Here is a 17,914-nt window from a genome sequence, read left to right as displayed (position 1 = left end):
CTATTGTTTCATTTTCCAGTATCACATTTTCAAACATCTACAAGTGGAATCTATAAAATTCAAAACGATGAATCAGATTCCGCCTTATTAAACAATACCCTTTCTTAATTCAAAAAGTCTTGCCATAACAGGCTTTTTAAAATGCACCGTTAATACATTTCCTTTGAATTCAAAATCAACCGGTTCCTTCTTAGGATAAATGCAGGATACTTGCATATCGTCTATGATAAATGGAATACTGTCCAATGGTATGGACAAACTATCATCTGTGCAGTTTATGCCGGCTTTCATGTACCTGTCATTATTTTTTCCTTCCATTTGCCGCTTCCATACTGCAAGATATGCTTTGTTTTCAAGCTGAAGGCCTCCGCATACCCACATATCCTCATTGTCAGCAATATCAATCGGCCAATAAGGTATCGCATATTTGATATCCTGACGAATCGTCTTATAACAGGCAATTCCCTCTTTCACTAATGCAAGACGTTCCGGCGGAAGTTGTGCCAAATGACCACTCTGATGAATACGAAGCAGCATGGCATTTATCATATTATAAATTACTTCTTCCTTGTCTCCCTGGCGCATCGGATACGACCAGACTGCCGCCTGTTCCGGAGTAACTCCTGCCACAGCATTTGCTGCTATCGTCGCATAATTCCGGTAATCTTCCTGATCCGATGTAGACTGAATACTATATCTGGAGAGCAACGCATAATCAATGCGAAGGCCTCCGCTGGAACAGTTTTCAATTACCAGATCCGGATAACGTGCAAATACATCATCAAGCCAGTTTAGATATGCTTTTTCATGTTCAAGCAGTCCCTGCCCCACACTTTCCGCGCCAAGTTCAGTACCTATGCCCGGTTCAATGTTATAATCCATCTTGATATATCCCACTCCGTAATCTTTGACTACCCGATCGATCACTTCATTGACATGTTCGATGACTTCCGGATTTCTAAAATCGAGCTGATATCTGCTACGGTCATATACACGCTTTCCATGACGGATAAAGAACCAGTCATCCGGAGCATTCTTTGCTTTCTCACAATTGATTCCCATCACTTCAAGTTCCAGCCAGACGCCCGGTATCATTCCCTTTTGACGAATGTAATCTGTTACTTCTTTAATTCCATTCGGAAAACGCTCCCTGCTTTCCTGCCATTCGCCGACACTGTCCCACCATTCTCCGGGAGCATACCAACCGGCATCTATCACATAGTATTCACAACCGCATTCCGCAGCCGCATCAATCAGCGGAAGTTCTTTCTCCGTTGTCGGATCACCAAACAGGCAATTCATATAATCGTTGAAAATAACCGGTAAATTCTCATCATCTTTATTTGGTCTTCGAATCATACGGCGATATTTTGTCAGCTCACCCATTGCTTTTTCAAAGCTGTCATCTGCCACACCCACAGCAACCGGTACCGATTCAAATGATTCGCCCGGCGCGAGATTTTTGAACCAGTGAGACTGTACTTCGGTCGGTCCGCTGACACAGACATAAAAATGCGTATTCTGATCACTGATCTCATAATGCCAGGAACCGTTATGTTCAATCTGCCAGAATAAGCTTGTATGTGCCTCTGTATTTTCTACATACCCTAATGGTAAATACTTCTTCGTAGACCAGTTTCCGGTATTCGATACTTCAAGCACCTGTGAAGTACGCTGGTATACCCCGGGTTGTGTTTGCGCCAGTCCTACATCTCCGAACTTATATTCTTTGATACTCATCTCTTTCTGCCATCCATTATAAGGAATGCGCACTCTCATTTTCGCATCGGAATTGCTTTTTCCCTCTTTTTCAATTCCTGTATAGCAAAATGAAGATAGATATTCCAGACACTGTGTACTATCGCCTTCATTGATTACTTTATTGACCATACGAACGATAGAAGTGCCCTTATAAAACTGCATTCTTGTTTCTACGCGGACATGTGTCTCTTCCTTATCTTCCTGATAAATGGTTATCTTACGTCCAATCTCATTCCAACTGTCTTCCATCCCCGCATAGGTCAATAAATATCCCGGTGCTGTACAAATATGTTTATTTCCATGCTTTTCATATGGGCGATTATATCCGGCAAGGTTTACCTGTACAAGTTGAAAAGCCTCATCGATAAATTGCTCTTTTCTTACCAGATCTTCTGCCTTACATTCCTTTCCAAATTTACAAATATCATTTTCATCAAATTCTGCTTTTGAAAAATGCAGCAATTTGATCTGATTTTTATCTGTAATTCCAAATACAATATGAATTCCGTTTTCATTGATTTTGATGTATTTCATTTTTCTCCTCCATGCAATAAATTTGCAATATGCTTTTTTGCACATCGCCCTATCCACTAGAACTTTTATCGGAAAGCCGATAAAATAATCATAACAAATATAATAATATTCCGCAATCTCCTCACACCACAAATAGAACTCCATTTCCAACAACAAAAGGGACACTCCCCAATAATCTCTCATCGGAAAGTGTCCCTGTTATTTTTCTGTTATTTGATTTCCCTGTGAATCAGGTCAAATTACTTTGCGTTTCTGTAGATGATATCGTTTCTTCCAGGACTTCCTATTGTTGCACCGTACTCACCACCATTGGATAGATTCCGTGATCTGGATCCTTCAGTGAGCCAAGCTAACCCTCAAGAATGATGTTCTTCTGTACTATAAATTACCTGTAAACCGATCTTTGCATATTTATCTGAATAGAATGGAGCGATTCCTGACTTTGTTGATCCGAATGACTTGCCAGCAAGTCTCTCCTCCTCGTATTCGTCGTCATCTGCACCTGGCACCTTAAAAATCATTCAGATTACTTAACAACACTCATCTTCATAGGCGACCATTCCGAAACATAATTCTTTCCTGAAACCTTCTTATATGTACGTATTCTTACATAATATTTTTTCTTTAATGTTAATTTTGTAAGCGTCTTTGACACGATTGTATTCTTTGTAACTGTTATAGTCTTCGCTCCTGCAAAATTTGACTTTGTTGCGTACTGAATCTGATAACCTGTCACTTGTGCAGTCTGCCTTGCCCACTTAATGATTAGGTTACCTTTTTTCGGTGTCATTGAAACTAATTTTGTTTTCTTTGGTACGATTGTAAATGTCTTTGTTATTGAACCATTATAATTGCCTTTAAATGCAATCATAACTTTGTAAATGCCAACTTTGGTACATCCTACCGAATATCTAAGTGTATAATTACTAGACGCTATTGTCTTTCCATCCGCACCTACAACAGTAATCTTAGGAGTCTGCTTTCGTCCGTTATATACAAAACTTGTTCTACTAATTTTCACAGTCTTTGGATGGTACACAACTGTTTTTGACGAAACCACTCCACAATTCTTACATTTTACAGTAACAAGCCCATTTCTAGATACAGTTGCTTTTGATACAGTTTTTTCATAAACATGTGCTTTCTTTGCTATATTTTTCTGAGCAACTATAACTTGACCACATACCGAACAATGACTTCCTTTAGTAAGGCCTGTGTTTTTACAAGTTGCATCTATCATTGGATCATTAACTGCAGTATGATTTTTCATAGGAATAACTGTTACATGCTCAGTCTTAGCACATTTTTTACAATGAATTGATTTAAGTCCGTCCTCTGTACATGTTGCAGCCTTGTCTACTGTATAATTCTCATTCCATACATGTCCCGTTGCTGGAATAGTTTCAATTTTATCCTGTCCGCACACTGTGCAATGATATGCCTGCTCGCCCTCACCTTCACACGTTGCGACTTTAATTATTTCTCCTTCATTCCATGTATGCCCAAGAGCAGCTATAGATCTGCTACCTTTTGTTTTTTCACAATTTTGACAATGTATAGACTCAAGGCCTTCCTCTGTACATGTTGCAGCCTTATCTACTATATAATTCTCATCCCACACATGTCCTGTTGCTGGAATAGTTTCTGTTCTATCCTGTCCGCATACTGTGCAGTGATATGACTGCTCGCCTTCACCCTCACAAGTTGCAACTTTGATTATGTCTCCCGCATCCCAATTATGTCCCAAGGCCGATATAGCTTCTTTATCCTTAGTTTCCGAACATCTTTTGCAATGTATGGATTTCTCTCCATTTTCTGTGCATGTTGGTTTAGTGTCTATAGTATACTCACTACTCCAATCATGCCCCCTTGCTGGAATTTCTATAGTTGTCCTTTTTATCTCTGTTCCGCCTAAGCTAGCATAATCAACTTTCTCATATGAACCATTTTTTAAACACGTTGGTTCTATTCTATTGGCAATTTTTGAATAAACTCCATCATTATATGTATATTTCTCAACCGGAATTGTAGTCTTATAAACTACCTTATTATTTAACCATGAAGAACTATGCAATCGCCATTCTAATGTAATCACATTATCATCACCTATATCCAACGAGTAATCACTAAACTTGCCAAAGCTCTGTATATCAATCTGTTTTCCATTTACAAACAAATATAATGTATTTAACGTTATGCCATCCAGATACAATTTTCCATCAATATTATATGCCTCTCCATTTGATAACTTATAGGGAATAGCATATGTAACATTTGATGAAATTACAATGTTATTAATATGATTTTCACCTTTTAACAATACAGAACCTTCATATTCATCAAGTGTACTATCTACAGCTGGATCAACTAAATGCCAACCATATATTGCTTCTGCTGTTACATTTTCAATAACAGCTGTTCCCATAACATAAATTTTTCCCTGTACTGTAACATCGGTTAAAAAAACAAGAGCAGAGTTTCCTATATACAAGTCTCCATCTATCACTGTTGATTTCACTTCTTTATCATAATCTGATATTTCTGTTACTCCCTCAAGGTTATAATCATCATCATAAAAGCAAAAATAAACATTATCAATATTTTCTTCTGTTGCAATATTTCCAACACAATCTGTAGCCTTTATTGACTTAACTTCCCATTCCCCTATTAAATCATTATCTTCACTAGATGATATAATTCCACAATATAAACTATCACTTTCTGAAGTCATTTTTATCTTGATAGTTTTGTCTAGTGATGTATTTACTATATCAGCTTCTACTGACTGTACTCCACTTTCCTGATCTAATACAGAAACATACAATCTATTTATATCAGTACGTGAAACGCGTTTATTTTCCCATCTCAATGATTCAATATTAATAACAGGGCCTTGACTATCAAAAATAGTACCACTAACACTAAAGTCTCCTGCAGATAAATCAATAGTATTTTTTTCATTTGATATTTCCGAATTATATATTATATTTGAATTGCCATAATCATCTTCCAACTCAATGTACCAAATTTTCCAATCTCCATTTTCGCCATAATCCGAAGTTTCGAAATCTCCTGAATAAATTCCATCACCAACTAATTTGGTCTCAATAACTTGTTTACCCAATGATAATGGCTTTCTATAAATAACATAAGCTTTAGAAACGATATTCTTATCATACACACCCATTTTTATAGTTAGTTTTTGATTTTTCATAATATTCTTTGTAGACAATTCAATTGTATTAACATCTAGAATTGGTGCGCTTGCATCTTCGCAAACTTCAAACATCACATTTTCATAATTAACACATATTCCCGGCACCAAGCCATAGTATGCATTTCGCTCCACATAAATATTTCCATCAATATCTTCTACTTTTATCATCTTAAGATTATATAAACCAAAATTAAAATCATCTGTAATTAATATCTCTGCCTCATATGCATCATTCTCCTTATTATATTTCATTTCTATCTCACTTGTAGTTTCATTTTGCATGCACTCATATTCAATTATAACACTAGCTATATCTGATTCTCCCTTTGAGACTCTTGCACTATAGATTACACTACTTCCTTTTTCCACCTTATTTTTATCAACATTTACACTGCTACTTTCAACCTTTGGTCCACAACTTTCATTCTCAGCAAGTGCCTTGACTGGTAAAATAAAAAAGCAAAGACAATACACCAACACAAATATTATTTTTCTCATAATAATTTCTCCCATTTACCGTCCATTTACCTAATTTCTCATTTTCATAAAACTTCCAACAAGCTATTATTCTAATTACTCACCTAGCGCTTTTCATAATACCTTTTATTTATATTAACTTTCTTAGTAGAACCATCCATAAATGTTATAGTTGCCTTTGATATTCTGATACTATAAACACTATAATTATAAAATACCGGATTCCATGAATACCAATCACATCCCCATTTTTTTATCGGTCCAATTATTCTCATTTTGGCATATGGATAACCAGTAATCTGGTTGTACTCCAGGTCACCAACCCTATTATAAAAATACAAATCAAAGTCTATGTATTTTATCGTTTTACTCCATTTATTCAGTATCAAAAACTCTGGTTCAACTCCACCAGCTGAATCAACATAAAACTGTCCTAATTCAAACGGCAAAAATGAAGCTGCACTATTCACTGTTCTAAAACTATATCCATTGTACCCCTTATTCTTCTTACATATAAGAAGCTTATAATTTCCCTTCTTTAGGGTAATTTCATAATGAGTTTCTTTCTTGACTGTTCTTTCCCATACCTTCTGATTCTTTGAATTAAATATGGCACATTTAAATGTACTCTCCGGAAAGAACGAAAATATTATTTTAGAAGTTTTCATAACCTGAAACGGATGGGATATTGTATCTCCATAATTATTATTTGTATCTCTTCTATCCACATACCATACAGTATCTGCCTTCAATAACTTCTTTCTATATGTTCTCTTAACTGTATCATAAGTTGTATCCTTTACTGTAACTAAACACTTTAAGGTTTTTCCCATAAATTTTGCGGTGATCGTTGCTTTACCAGGCTTTTTACCCGCAATCAAATTACCAGAAGTTCCGACTTTAACTACATTTCTATTTGATGAACTCCATGTTATTTTCGCAGAACAATGATAAACCTCTAAATAATCCCTTTCGCCAAATCCCAATATCATTTTTTTTGAAGAAATTGTCGGTTTTCTTATCTGAACTTTACACTGCAACTTGTTTGCACCAATTATCGCATATACATTTGCTGTACCAGTACCCTTACCACAGATCTCACCTTTAGAATTTACACTTACAATTTTATTATTCGAAGAACACCATTTGATATTTCCCTTGGAGTTTCCGACACGCAGAGTGTATTTTCCTCCTATGTTCAAAGTAACACTATTTTTGTTCAAATACGGAGTTTTTACTGTAATTTTACAACTATATTTTTTCCCAGCATAAACAGCCGAAATCATTGCACTTCCTGGCTTTATCGCCTTCACAATTCCAGAACTACTAATAGTTGCTATCTTACTATCAGATGTAGTCCATGAAAGATTTATATCTTCTGGTCCAATATTCTGATCATTCTCATCACTCAGTATTAAATGAAGCTGTTCTCCAACAACCATATTAGATGTGGATTTATTAAGTGACTTATCTTTGTACTGAGCTATCACCGAAAATATGTAGTCAAATCCCATATATTCAGCTGGATTACTAATTTCTATCATATATGCTCCAGCGTTTAAATTGACAGATAATGTTTTATTGGTGAATGATATTGAACCACTATTTTGATATACAGACTCCCCTTCTGAATTATATATAGACAAATCATAATCCCCATATGTTCCTTCTATTCCATATTCTTCATATATATCATAATCATCATCATATCCTTTAAATATAATTTTTACACATGCGTTTTCTGGCACTACTATTCTAAATGTCTGAGATTCTCTTTCTCCGACTGTTCCATATCTTGTTTTAAGTATAGTTTTAGAAACAGTAGCTGCACATATAGGAATCTGGCAGCATATTATAAAACAGCATACAACAATTAACACCATACCAACTTTTTTGATTTTTCTACTCATACTCTTCCCCCATTTCTTATGTTTACAGCAAAAAAACATTACAGACTACCCGTAATGTTTTGTCAGGAAATGCAACTGGCTACCATTTTACAGGTCCTATAGCTTTGCGTCACATCCTTTCGAATGCTTTGCCTAATTATATTATTGTCTTATAATATCTACATGTTATTTATTATATATCTTTCTCTCAATTACATCAAGTCATATCTTATACATATGTGTATTAAAAGTGCCAGGTGCACATGAACATATTTATTTATATTTTGTTCATCTCTCATTCATCTGCACCTGATACCTAAAACAGGCTCTGTAATTAGTAGAAAAAGCTCAAAAAGTGAGAATTACACTTATTTCACTTTTTACACTTACCATCACAGAGTGTAATGTCATAAAGTTCAGAGATTAACTAGGCACGAATGGTTTACCGTTTACAATCAAACTCAGAAAATAAAACCTTTTGTTGCATAATTTAACATTACAAATAAATATCTAGGTATTACTCGTAAACGCTCCATAGCTGGTACCTACCCATCTTACCCCAATTTTGCGATAATTACTTCAACTAGTTGGAAAATAAGAGCGAAAAATCCAAATATTCGGGAGGTAGATTATGGCAACACGACTTGCTATTCGGGAAAAGCAGTTAGAGACCTGGACTGCGATTATTCAGGAATGCAGGAACAACGGTATGAAAACAAAGGACTGGCTTGCTGAAAATAACATATCAAAGGATCAGTATTACTACTGGTTCAAGCAGCTGAGACTTGCGGCGTGCATGCAGCCCTCTGGTCCTCAACCAGAATTGCCAGTTGAATCGGAGAAGCCACAGATAGTCAAGTTGGAGTGCGCTGATTATCAGAATAACCTTGATTCATGCAGCAATTCAAAGATAAGGATAAACCGCGGTAGCATACACATAGAAATCGATGGTGGTGCTGCTCCCGCAGTGATCCGCTCCATCATGGAGGTCCTTGTAGATGCTGAATGATGCAGTTGGTTTTTCTGAAATATACATAGTATGTGGCAGAACATATCTGAGGTATGGTATAGACAGCCTTGCCGGAGTTCTCAGATCCCTTGGCATAGAGAACCCTTCAACAGCGGGTACGCTTTATCTATTCTGCGGAAGAAGATCTGACAGGATCAAGGGCCTTGTATGGGAAGGTGATGGATTTCTACTCCTGTACAAGAAACTTGCAAATGGTTCATTTCAGTGGTCGCGCAATGCAGGCGAAGTTAAAAGTCTAACACCAAAACAATTCAGATGGCTGATGGAGGGGCTTACTATAGAACCACAAAAGGCAGTTAAAGAAGTATCTTTCGAATATATGAGCTGATAAATATTTGTGCATAATGGAGAAAAATATATCTTGTGTTTCTAAATCCTAAAGAGCTGTCAAAGATCATCAAAATACAAGTCATACATAGCTGTATTAATTAATTTCAGTCAGATAATGGAAAAATCATCTTCAATCATTTCTAAGATAAAAGACAGCTTACAGACACTATAAAAGCGTATTTATTCATAGTCATTATGACGAATAAGTGACGCCATTGAATTAGCCAATTCTCAGCATATAGAGTATAATAGACCTCAGGAAACGGAGGACTGTTATGGCAAAGCTATATGATGAGGAACAACTGAATAAGTTTGATAAAGAGACGATTACCCAGCTGTTTCTTATGCAACAGGATCAGCTGACAGAGATAGATAGAAAGCTACAACTGGTAATTGAACAGCTGGCAGTATCCAACCGTAACAGATATGGAAGATCTACAGAAAAAATGGAAAGCAGTCAGCTTTCTTTTCAGGAAGTAGATGGTGAACTGGTCATCATCTTTAATGAAGCAGAAGCACTGGCGGATGAAAATGCCGATGAACTTACAGAAGAAGTGATACAGAAGAGATCAAAAAAGCGGAAAGGCAAACGTGCCGAGGATCTGTCCGGACTTCCAAAAGAGATAATCAACCACGATCTCAGCGAAGATGAACTTAGAGCATTATACCCTGACGAAGAATGGAAGAAACTGCCTGATGAAATATACCACAGATACAGCTTCACTCCGGCAAAGATCGCACTAGAGGAACATCATGTTGCTGTATACTCGGGGAAAAAGACAGAACATATGGAAAAGGCAAAACATCCGGCTTATCTGCTAAGAGGCAGTCTGGTATCCCCGTCACTGGAAGCAGGTATAATAACAGGGAAGTATGTGAATGCAACTCCGCTTGCACGGCTGAAAAAGCTTTATCAGCAGTATAATGTACCAATCACCAGACAGAACATGGCAAACTGGACAATACTCTGTGCAGAAAGATACCTTTCAATACTGTATGATTATCTGCATAAATATCTATATAGATGTCATGTGATACAGGCAGATGAAACTCCTCTTCTGGTAAACAAAGATGGCAGGCCTGCAGGAAGTAAAAGCTATATGTGGATATATAGGACAGGGAAATATCAGACGGACAGGCAGGTAATACTTTACGATTATCAAAAGACAAGGAAGGCTGATCACCCAAGGGAATTCCTTAAGGATTTCAGAGGAGTATGTGTAACAGATGGATATCAGGTATATCATACACTGGAAGAAGAACTGGAAGATCTTGAGATATCAGGCTGCTGGGCACACAGCCGCAGGCGGTATGATGAAGCAGTTAAAGCACTTCCAAAAAGCGAACAGAAAATGAGTCTGGCCTATCTTGCCCTTTCGCAAATACAGCAGATCTATCACTAAGAGGCTAAGCTTCAGGATATGACACCGGCGAAGAGACGAAAACATCGGCAGAAGTTTATCAAGCCACTTGTAGATGCGTATTTCAACTGGATCCGTATAAACATAGATAAGGTCATGCCCAAGAGTAAGACTTATAATGGGATGACTTATTCAATTAACCAGGAAAAATATCTCAGAAGATTTCTGGATGACGGAGAGGTTCCGATAAATAATAATGCCGCAGAACAAAGTATCAGAAGTTTCTGTATTGGTAAAAAGAACTGGGTCATATGTGACACGATAAATGGAGCCAAGTCCAGTGCCATAATATACAGCCTGGTAGAAACAGCAAAAGCAAACAAACTCAGACTGTATGAATACTTTAATTATCTTCTTACAGAAATCCCGGAACACATGGATGATAAGAACAATGATTTCTGCGAGGAACTTCTGCCCTGGTCAGATGAACTCCCTGCAGAATGCAGGAAATAATACAGAAATAAAGCCGCTCAGACGAGCGGCTAATTATAGTGGGGATACCCACGGCGGAGCGTTTACTATTTCTCTTCAATATTATCAATGAAAACACTTTGGGAAGATAAGATTAAGAGAGAGTATGACTCGTTCCAAGTCACACTCTCCCTGTTTCAAAAACGCCTATTTTCAAACAATTCCTTTTCGTTATCCCCTATTTATGCATTAACATCCTTTTTCTACACTATTCTAATCGTCAGCTCATGAAGAAATGCTTGAAAACTTGGAGAAATATTTTGATCTAATTCCAACATTTTTCCAATTCTATCAGCCCATTCAGCCTTCATCTCTCCAATTAGTCCATATGAACCGGAGGACTTTTTCTGTAGTTTATTAGCACCTCCGGGATATATCATATTTGCAAGTATTTGCCATGTATCTCCTATTTCGTCTTGAACGTAATCTTTAATTGCACTCTTTTTTACATTTGGATATGCTTTTTCGATTGCTTTTATATCCCCCAACAACCAAGCTTCCATTTCCTTAACCGCAATACAAAAAGCATGATCTATCAATACATTATTTTGCTCCGACAACTCTTTAAGCTGTTTTTGAAATTCAGTGTGATCTCTTTTATCGTTATCCAAAACAACTATAATAACTGCTCCTGGCAAGTTACGTAGCTTTTTATCAAACGCACGAAGAAACATTGGCAAGTCATTTAACAATTGACCTGTTTTTCGCTCGATTGCAGTCCCCTTTTTGGGTATATGTCCAATTCCTTTAAATGCTCTCGTGTCATAATCAATATATTTATCACTATAACAAACTTTTAGTTTATCCATAACATGGCACACTAATTTTTCAGTTGATTTATCCTCAATCAAAAATTGAACGTACATTAAGCTACTCCTTATCCGAAATATTGACTATACCACATATCTCCCAATTCAACGCCCTCATTAGCCAGCTCTTGCACAAAATCATACTCAGATGCACGTTTCACTGTTGAAAACCCACTTTCATCTTTTGATAATACCCATACATCATCTGGTAAAAGTGTGTTAACAAAAAAAGGACTATGTGTTGTCACAAATAGCTGCTTCACGTACCCATTTCCAACACTTTTCTTCATTTCCTCTGCAAGTTTTCCTAAATAGTGATGATATAAACCATTTTCCGGTTCTTCTATAAATACAAGCTGACGCGGATTCTTCTCATGCAACAAAAGATAATATGCAAACAATTTTAACGTACCATCAGACATTCTTGGTGAATAAAACGGTTCTTCAAATCCCTCTTCCCAAAATCGTAATGTAATCTGTCCGTTTTCTAACTTAAGAGGCTCTATCTTTCGGATTCCTGATAATTTGGTTTGAATTTCTTTCAATACTTTCTCAAAATCTTTTTTATTTTCACGATACATATACTGGGCAACATTATTGATATTACTCCCAATTCGGTCTAAATAAGGTGCTGGTGCTGATGTCTGTATTTTTCTTGCAGCATCCGGGGAAAAATAACATAAATACCAGCTTTTTAAAAATTGTAAAAACTTTTCAATACGGGAATATTGCTTCATTGCACCCAAAGTTACAATTCCAGGTTTACGAATATCTGTCAATTCTACTTCTATCTTTTTCCCTGTAATTTTTCCATCATCATCCTGCCCTCCTTCTGTTCCTTCAAAAGCATATCCTTTACCTTCTTGTAAATGCAAGAAAGAACGAGGCCAGCCTCTTTTTTCAATACGCTGTCTTAATCTCTCCTCTTTTACATAAGGCCTTCCCATATTATCAACATCAATGTCTAATTGATATGTAATTGGTTTTGTATTGTACGTCTCTCTATAATATATTTCAAAAGATATCGGATCTTTTGCCCCCTGAGAAATCAGTTTTTCATATCCTCCACGATTACCTGCATCACAAGCCGCTTCTACCCCCATCTCTAAACAATCAGCAATAAAGCCAAATACATCCGCAAGCGTACTTTTACCATTCCCGCTTGGGCCAATAATTGTCACTAAATTACTTAATGCTTTTTCATTCTGATGAGTGCGTGTTTTTCCTAATATCACATTCCTTAATGGACCATAATTTTTTATTTCAATTCCTTCTATTTTGCCCAATTTTCGGCCTCCCAAAACTCTACTGAAATTTACTGCCTATACCTATATTTACTCATAATATTGTACAATATCATCTGATATTGTACAATATTATTATAATCATTTTACAGAACATTTAAAATCTTCACCAAATAAATTTCTGATGGCGGGGACCATTAATTATCGTTCTGCCAATCTAATTTGATCATTTGTACAACGAGTTTTCACATTGCCCCCATCCGCCAAAACTTTTATCGGAAAATCCGATAAACTAATCATAACAAATATTACTTTGTTCCACAATCTCCTTACACCACAAATAGAAATCCATTTCCAACAACAAAAGGGACACTCCCCAATAATCTCTCATCGGAAAGTGTCCCTGTTATTTTTCTGTTATTTGATTTCCCTGTGAATCAGGTCAAATTACTTTGCGTTTCTGTAGATGATATCGTTTCTTCCCGGACCGTTTGAGATCATGGTGATTGGGAATCCGATATGCTCTTCAACGAACTCAATATACTTTCTGCAGTTCTCTGGGAGATCCTCGTACTTCTTGATTCCTCTGATATCTGTCTTCCAGCCTGGAAGTGTCTCATATACAGGCTTTGCTTTCTTGAGCTTTGATGTTGTTGGGAAGTCTGTTGTAACCTCACCGTCGATATCGTAGCCTACACATACCGGGATCTCATCGAGATATCCAAGTACATCAAGTACTGTAAATGCAACGTCTGTTGTTCCCTGGATACGGCAGCCATACTTTGATGCCACACAGTCGAACCAACCCATTCTTCTAGGTCTTCCTGTTGTTGCACCAAACTCACCGCCATCACCGCCGCGGCGTCTGAGCTCATCTGCCTCGTCGCCAAATATCTCACTTACAAACTCGCCTGCTCCTACTGCGCTTGAGTATGCCTTACATACAGTGATGATCTGCTTGATCTCGTATGGAGGTATACCTGCACCGATGGCACCGTAAGCTGCCAGAGTTGATGATGATGTAACCATAGGGTAGATTCCGTGATCCGGATCCTTCAGTGAACCAAGCTGACCCTCAAGAAGGATGTTCTTGCCCTCCTTGATCGCCTCATAGAGGTATGCTGATACGTCACATACATAAGGAGCAACCATCTCCTTATACTCCATGAGTGTGTTGAATATATCATCAACCTTTAAGAGTGGCTTATGATACAGGTTCTCAAGAAGAACGTTCTTCTGTACTATAACTCTCTCGATCTTCTCCTTCAGTGCTTCCTCATCAAAGAGCTCGCTTACCTGGAAACCGATCTTTGCATATTTATCTGAATAGAATGGAGCGATTCCTGACTTTGTTGATCCGAATGACTTACCTGCAAGTCTCTCCTCCTCGTATTCGTCGAAGAGAATGTGGTATGGCATAACCATCTGTGCTCTGTCAGATACAAGGATCTTAGGCATTGGTACATTTCTGTCTGTGATGGACTTTATCTCCTTGAAAAGAAGAGGGATATTGAGTGCAACACCGTTTCCAATAATACTTGTTGTGTGACTGTAGAACACTCCTGATGGAAGTGTATGTAAAGCAAATTTACCATAGTCATTGACAATTGTGTGACCTGCGTTGGCACCACCCTGGAATCTTACGATTATGTCTGACTCCTGGCCTAACATGTCTGTGATCTTACCTTTTCCTTCGTCGCCCCAATTGGCTCCTACAACCGCTCTTACCATAATACTTTTCCTCGCTTTCGCAGCATTTTGAAATATTTTCTGATATCCGTATTGTGGCTGTTCAAATGCTTCTGTTTTGCAAATTACTCACAAGCCAGATAACCACAATACTTTCTTATTATAGCACTATTATGTCATAAGTAAAATCAATATTATTTATATTTATTATAAGTGTATCTTATATTTATCTTTACATTTTGCGGAAACCAACATAAACTGTAAATACGATGGATTTTGTCCACCTCAAACACCATTTTACTTATATTATATATGCATAATTTTTTAAGCAAAATTATTTCAATCGTACCATTATAGAACGGTAAAAAGTCCTTAATTATTTTGCAATAAAACATATTGTTGACACACACATATTAAACGATCTCTATTGAATCTGGAGGAAATTATAAATGAACATAAATTTCGAATATTACAAGATCTTCTACCACGTTGCCAAAGCATCCAGTATATCCGCTGCAGCCAGAGAGCTGTGTATATCCCAGCCAGCCGTAAGTCAGGCGGTCAAAGCTCTGGAGCAGGCGATCGGCATAGAACTGTTCATCCGAACCAAGAAGGGCGTCTCACTGACAAATGCCGGAGAGATCCTCTACTCCCACGTCGCAGCGGGATATGAATCCATCTCCCTGGGTGAGCAGCAGCTCTTACAGCTCCTCCACATGGAGACCGGCGAGATAAGGATAGGTGCAAGCGATATGACACTGCAGTTCTATCTCCTGCCATATCTGGAGCATTTCCACCAGCTATATCCGGGGATCAAGGTTCATGTCACAAATGCTCCGACTCCCAGCACGATAAACCATCTGCTCTCAGGCAACATAGACTTCGGTATCGTCACCAGTCCTCTTCCCGCCGATCCTCACATGGAGATCAAGCAGGCAAGGGAGATTGAGGACATCTTCATCGCCGGACCAAGGTTTTCATATCTTCAGGGCAAAACTCTGGATTACCACGAGCTTGACGAGCTTCCGATCATTTGTCTGGAGCATGACACAAGCACACGCGCATATGTCGACACATTTCTGAGCCATGAGGGCGTGACTCTGCAGCCCGAATTCGAGCTTTCTACCAGCGATATGATTGCCCAGTTCGTCATGAGAAATCTCGGCATCGGCTCCATCATGGCAGACTTCGCCCAGAGCTATATAGACCGCGGCGACCTGTTCCGCCTGCAATTTAAAAAGCCCATACCAAAGCGTCACATGTGTATCATCAGTGACAGGCGCCGTGGTATGAGCGTTGCTGCAAATAAACTTATGGAGTTGTTGTAAGAATCATCCCCACACCCATATACCATAGTAAAATAGAGCATGTTCGTCCATTTGAACACGCCCTATTCTTATCACATATTTCTATAATCTGGAATCAGTTCATCGCACAGCCCTGTCTCTTCAAGCAGTTCTCTCGATGAGTCGCCGTAAATTCCAACTATATATCCGGCTCCGGCTGCCGCCGCTGCCCGGATTCCCGACGGTCCATCTTCTATGACCATGGTTTCTTCCGGCACTGCTCCGATGCGCTCCATGGCCCGGATGTACATATCAGGAGCCGGCTTAGCATTCATGGTTCCATCGTCGTATGCGCACAGCGTTATGTCAAACCATCTTCCGAGATCAAACTCTTTAAAATAGAATGCGAGATTTGTCATATTTGACCCTGTGGCTATGTTCATATTTATCCCCTGTTCCTTAAGTTTATCAAGGTATGCCACCAGGCCGTCCACCAGCTTGAAGTTTGCAGTATCTTCCATGTACATCTCTCTGTACATAGCCTCCTTCTCCTCGGTAAGTTCAAGTATCCTCTCCTCGGTGAGCGTGCCCTTTCCCATAAGGTATTCCAGAATATCCTTGTTCGTGTGCCCCAGCACATGATGCTGAAACTCCTCCGTGCTCATCTGTCTGCCAGCAAGCTTCTCCGCATAATCCTTCCATGCTATCTCATGATACTTTCCGTCAAATATCATTGTGCCGTTCATGTCAAATATAATGTTCTTTATCTTATTATTCATCTTATTCATCCTCACTAAGCAAATGCTTGTATGTTCCGTCTATTCCTATCGCTCCAAGCGGCGCAGTCACCACGATCGCCAGCACAGCAACCGACAATACTATATTACCACATGCCAGCCCTGCCGCAAGCGGAACTGATCCGATGGCTGCCTGAACTGTAGCCTTCGGAAGATACGCGATGACACAGAACAGCCTTTCCTTCCATGTAAGTGATGTATGTGCCACGCAGATCAGAACACCAACCATTCTAAATGCCAGTGCGACAAATATCATAAGGAGCGCCGGAAGTCCTGCTGCCAGGGTGTATCTGATATCCACAGCCGCACCCACAAGCACGAACAATATGACCTCCGCCGCAAGCCACAGCTTTCCAAATTTCTGTGAGAGTCTTCCCGACACCGACTCTGGACATTTGAGTTTCAGGACACATGCCATAGCCATCACCGCAAGGAGTCCCGACACCGACACCTTTCCCTCAAGCCATCCCTCTATCGCTATAAGCAGGAACGAAAATCCCAGCACGATGATGACCTTCATGCTGTTTCTCACGCAGTGTTTCCTTGCATAGGAAGTCTCAAAGAACAGATAAAGTCCATATCCAACGTCCACGCCAAGCAGTACTCCAAGCACGATGGATATTGGTATATTCACGAAATCCATGACATGAGCACTTCCGCCCTGCGCCATGCTGAGAAATGTGGTAAAAAGCACTATGACAAATATATCATCGCAGGACGCCCCCGCAAGTATCATCTGCGGAATCGCCTTGTCAGTTCCGTACTTTTTCTCTATGAGATTCACCATTCTCGGAACAACGACCGCCGGTGATACCGCGCCTAGCACCGCGCCCATGACCGCTGCCTCTGTGCGGTTTATTCCAAGTATAACAGGTGCGCACAGTATATATCCGATGATCTCGAATGATGCCGGAACAAATGATAGCAGCACCGCCGAGCGTCCCGACTTCTTCAGATCC

Annotated in this window: 12 protein-coding genes, 1 pseudogene and 1 riboswitch; of the genes and pseudogenes, 4 read left to right on the top strand and 9 right to left on the bottom strand. The window is 38.8% G+C overall.

Annotated features, from left to right (window positions below; genetic code table 11):
- Positions 1-87: 87 nt before the first annotated feature.
- The 4 genes from ABUA34_RS04735 to ABUA34_RS04720 form a co-directional block, all read right to left on the bottom strand.
- Positions 88-2,478, bottom strand: coding sequence for a glycoside hydrolase family 36 protein (locus tag ABUA34_RS04735; RefSeq protein WP_349822927.1), 2,391 nt, complete (start codon positions 2,476-2,478; stop codon positions 88-90).
- A gap of 173 nt (positions 2,479-2,651) precedes the next feature.
- Positions 2,652-2,816, bottom strand: coding sequence for a hypothetical protein (locus ABUA34_RS04730; RefSeq protein WP_502880163.1), 165 nt, complete (start codon positions 2,814-2,816; stop codon positions 2,652-2,654).
- 5 nt (positions 2,817-2,821) lie between these two features.
- Complete coding sequence (locus ABUA34_RS04725) at positions 2,822-6,010, bottom strand: fibronectin type III domain-containing protein (protein WP_349822926.1); 3,189 nt, start codon at positions 6,008-6,010, stop codon at positions 2,822-2,824.
- An 83-nt stretch (positions 6,011-6,093) separates the two neighbouring features.
- Complete coding sequence (locus tag ABUA34_RS04720) at positions 6,094-7,899, bottom strand: Ig-like domain-containing protein (RefSeq protein WP_349822925.1); 1,806 nt, start codon at positions 7,897-7,899, stop codon at positions 6,094-6,096.
- Positions 7,900-7,966: 67 nt separating this feature from the next.
- A riboswitch (cyclic di-GMP riboswitch) is annotated at positions 7,967-8,042 on the bottom strand.
- A gap of 467 nt (positions 8,043-8,509) precedes the next feature.
- On the opposite strand from ABUA34_RS04720, the gene tnpA reads away from it, so the two are divergent.
- The 3 genes and pseudogenes from tnpA to tnpC all read left to right on the top strand — a co-directional run bounded on the left by tnpA (position 8,510) and on the right by tnpC (position 11,112).
- Positions 8,510-8,887 carry an IS66 family insertion sequence element accessory protein TnpA gene (tnpA, locus tag ABUA34_RS04715; protein WP_349822924.1) on the top strand — a complete coding sequence of 126 codons (378 nt, stop codon included), beginning with the start codon at positions 8,510-8,512 and terminating at the stop codon, positions 8,885-8,887.
- Positions 8,877-9,236: an IS66 family insertion sequence element accessory protein TnpB gene (gene tnpB, locus ABUA34_RS04710; RefSeq protein ID WP_349822923.1), complete on the top strand. Its 360-nt coding sequence runs from the start codon at positions 8,877-8,879 to the stop codon at positions 9,234-9,236. Before tnpA ends, tnpB begins: the two co-directional genes overlap by 11 nt.
- 277 nt (positions 9,237-9,513) lie before the next feature.
- Positions 9,514-11,112, top strand: a pseudogene (gene tnpC, locus ABUA34_RS04705) (IS66 family transposase).
- Positions 11,113-11,333: 221 nt separating this feature from the next.
- Here tnpC and ABUA34_RS04695 read toward each other — a convergent pair.
- The 3 genes from ABUA34_RS04695 to ABUA34_RS04685 all read right to left on the bottom strand — a co-directional run bounded on the left by ABUA34_RS04695 (position 11,334) and on the right by ABUA34_RS04685 (position 14,914).
- The gene (locus ABUA34_RS04695) at positions 11,334-11,996 is read right to left on the bottom strand and encodes a DUF4276 family protein (protein ID WP_349822922.1); all 663 of its coding nucleotides are present in this window, start codon (positions 11,994-11,996) and stop codon (positions 11,334-11,336) included.
- Positions 11,997-12,007: 11 nt separating this feature from the next.
- A complete protein-coding gene (locus tag ABUA34_RS04690; protein WP_349822921.1) occupies positions 12,008-13,225 on the bottom strand; it encodes an AAA family ATPase in 1,218 nt (405 codons plus the stop codon).
- Between the two features lie 405 nt (positions 13,226-13,630).
- A complete protein-coding gene (locus ABUA34_RS04685) occupies positions 13,631-14,914 on the bottom strand; it encodes an adenylosuccinate synthase (RefSeq protein ID WP_004849677.1) in 1,284 nt (427 codons plus the stop codon).
- Between the two features lie 407 nt (positions 14,915-15,321).
- Between ABUA34_RS04685 and ABUA34_RS04680 the strand changes: the two genes are divergently transcribed.
- Positions 15,322-16,200 carry a LysR family transcriptional regulator gene (locus tag ABUA34_RS04680; RefSeq protein ID WP_349822920.1) on the top strand — a complete coding sequence of 293 codons (879 nt, stop codon included), beginning with the start codon at positions 15,322-15,324 and terminating at the stop codon, positions 16,198-16,200.
- Positions 16,201-16,271: 71 nt separating this feature from the next.
- On the opposite strand, the gene ABUA34_RS04675 is transcribed toward ABUA34_RS04680, so the two are convergent.
- Entirely contained in the window at positions 16,272-16,937 is a 666-nt protein-coding gene (locus ABUA34_RS04675) for an HAD family hydrolase (protein ID WP_070099120.1), read from the bottom strand.
- 1 nt (position 16,938) lies between these two features.
- The coding region (locus tag ABUA34_RS04670) for a cation:proton antiporter domain-containing protein (RefSeq protein ID WP_349822919.1) at positions 16,939-17,914 on the bottom strand (976 nt) is incomplete at its 5' end.

Source organism: Coprococcus sp. RTP21428st1_C9_RTP21428_210409 (assembly GCF_040227395.1).
GTDB classification, from domain to species: domain Bacteria; phylum Bacillota; class Clostridia; order Lachnospirales; family Lachnospiraceae; genus Coprococcus; species Coprococcus aceti.
Note: the sequence above shows the minus strand (reverse complement) of the source record. Positions and strands in the feature narration are given on the sequence as shown.

Bases quoted from the DNA above. Each gene is read 5' to 3' on its own strand.
- ABUA34_RS04735 (WP_349822927.1), bottom strand. From the start codon at position 2,478: ATGAGAGATTATTGGGGAGTGTCCCTTTTGTTGTTGGAAATGGAGTTC.
- ABUA34_RS04730 (WP_502880163.1), bottom strand. From the start codon at position 2,816: ATGATTTTTAAGGTGCCAGGTGCAGATGACGACGAATACGAGGAGGAG.
- ABUA34_RS04725 (WP_349822926.1), bottom strand. From the start codon at position 6,010: ATGAGAAAAATAATATTTGTGTTGGTGTATTGTCTTTGCTTTTTTATT.
- ABUA34_RS04720 (WP_349822925.1), bottom strand. From the start codon at position 7,899: ATGAGTAGAAAAATCAAAAAAGTTGGTATGGTGTTAATTGTTGTATGC.
- tnpA (WP_349822924.1), top strand. From the start codon at position 8,510: ATGGCAACACGACTTGCTATTCGGGAAAAGCAGTTAGAGACCTGGACT.
- tnpB (WP_349822923.1), top strand. From the start codon at position 8,877: ATGCTGAATGATGCAGTTGGTTTTTCTGAAATATACATAGTATGTGGC.
- ABUA34_RS04695 (WP_349822922.1), bottom strand. From the start codon at position 11,996: ATGTACGTTCAATTTTTGATTGAGGATAAATCAACTGAAAAATTAGTG.
- ABUA34_RS04685 (WP_004849677.1), bottom strand. From the start codon at position 14,914: ATGGTAAGAGCGGTTGTAGGAGCCAATTGGGGCGACGAAGGAAAAGGT.
- ABUA34_RS04680 (WP_349822920.1), top strand. From the start codon at position 15,322: ATGAACATAAATTTCGAATATTACAAGATCTTCTACCACGTTGCCAAA.
- ABUA34_RS04675 (WP_070099120.1), bottom strand. From the start codon at position 16,937: ATGAATAATAAGATAAAGAACATTATATTTGACATGAACGGCACAATG.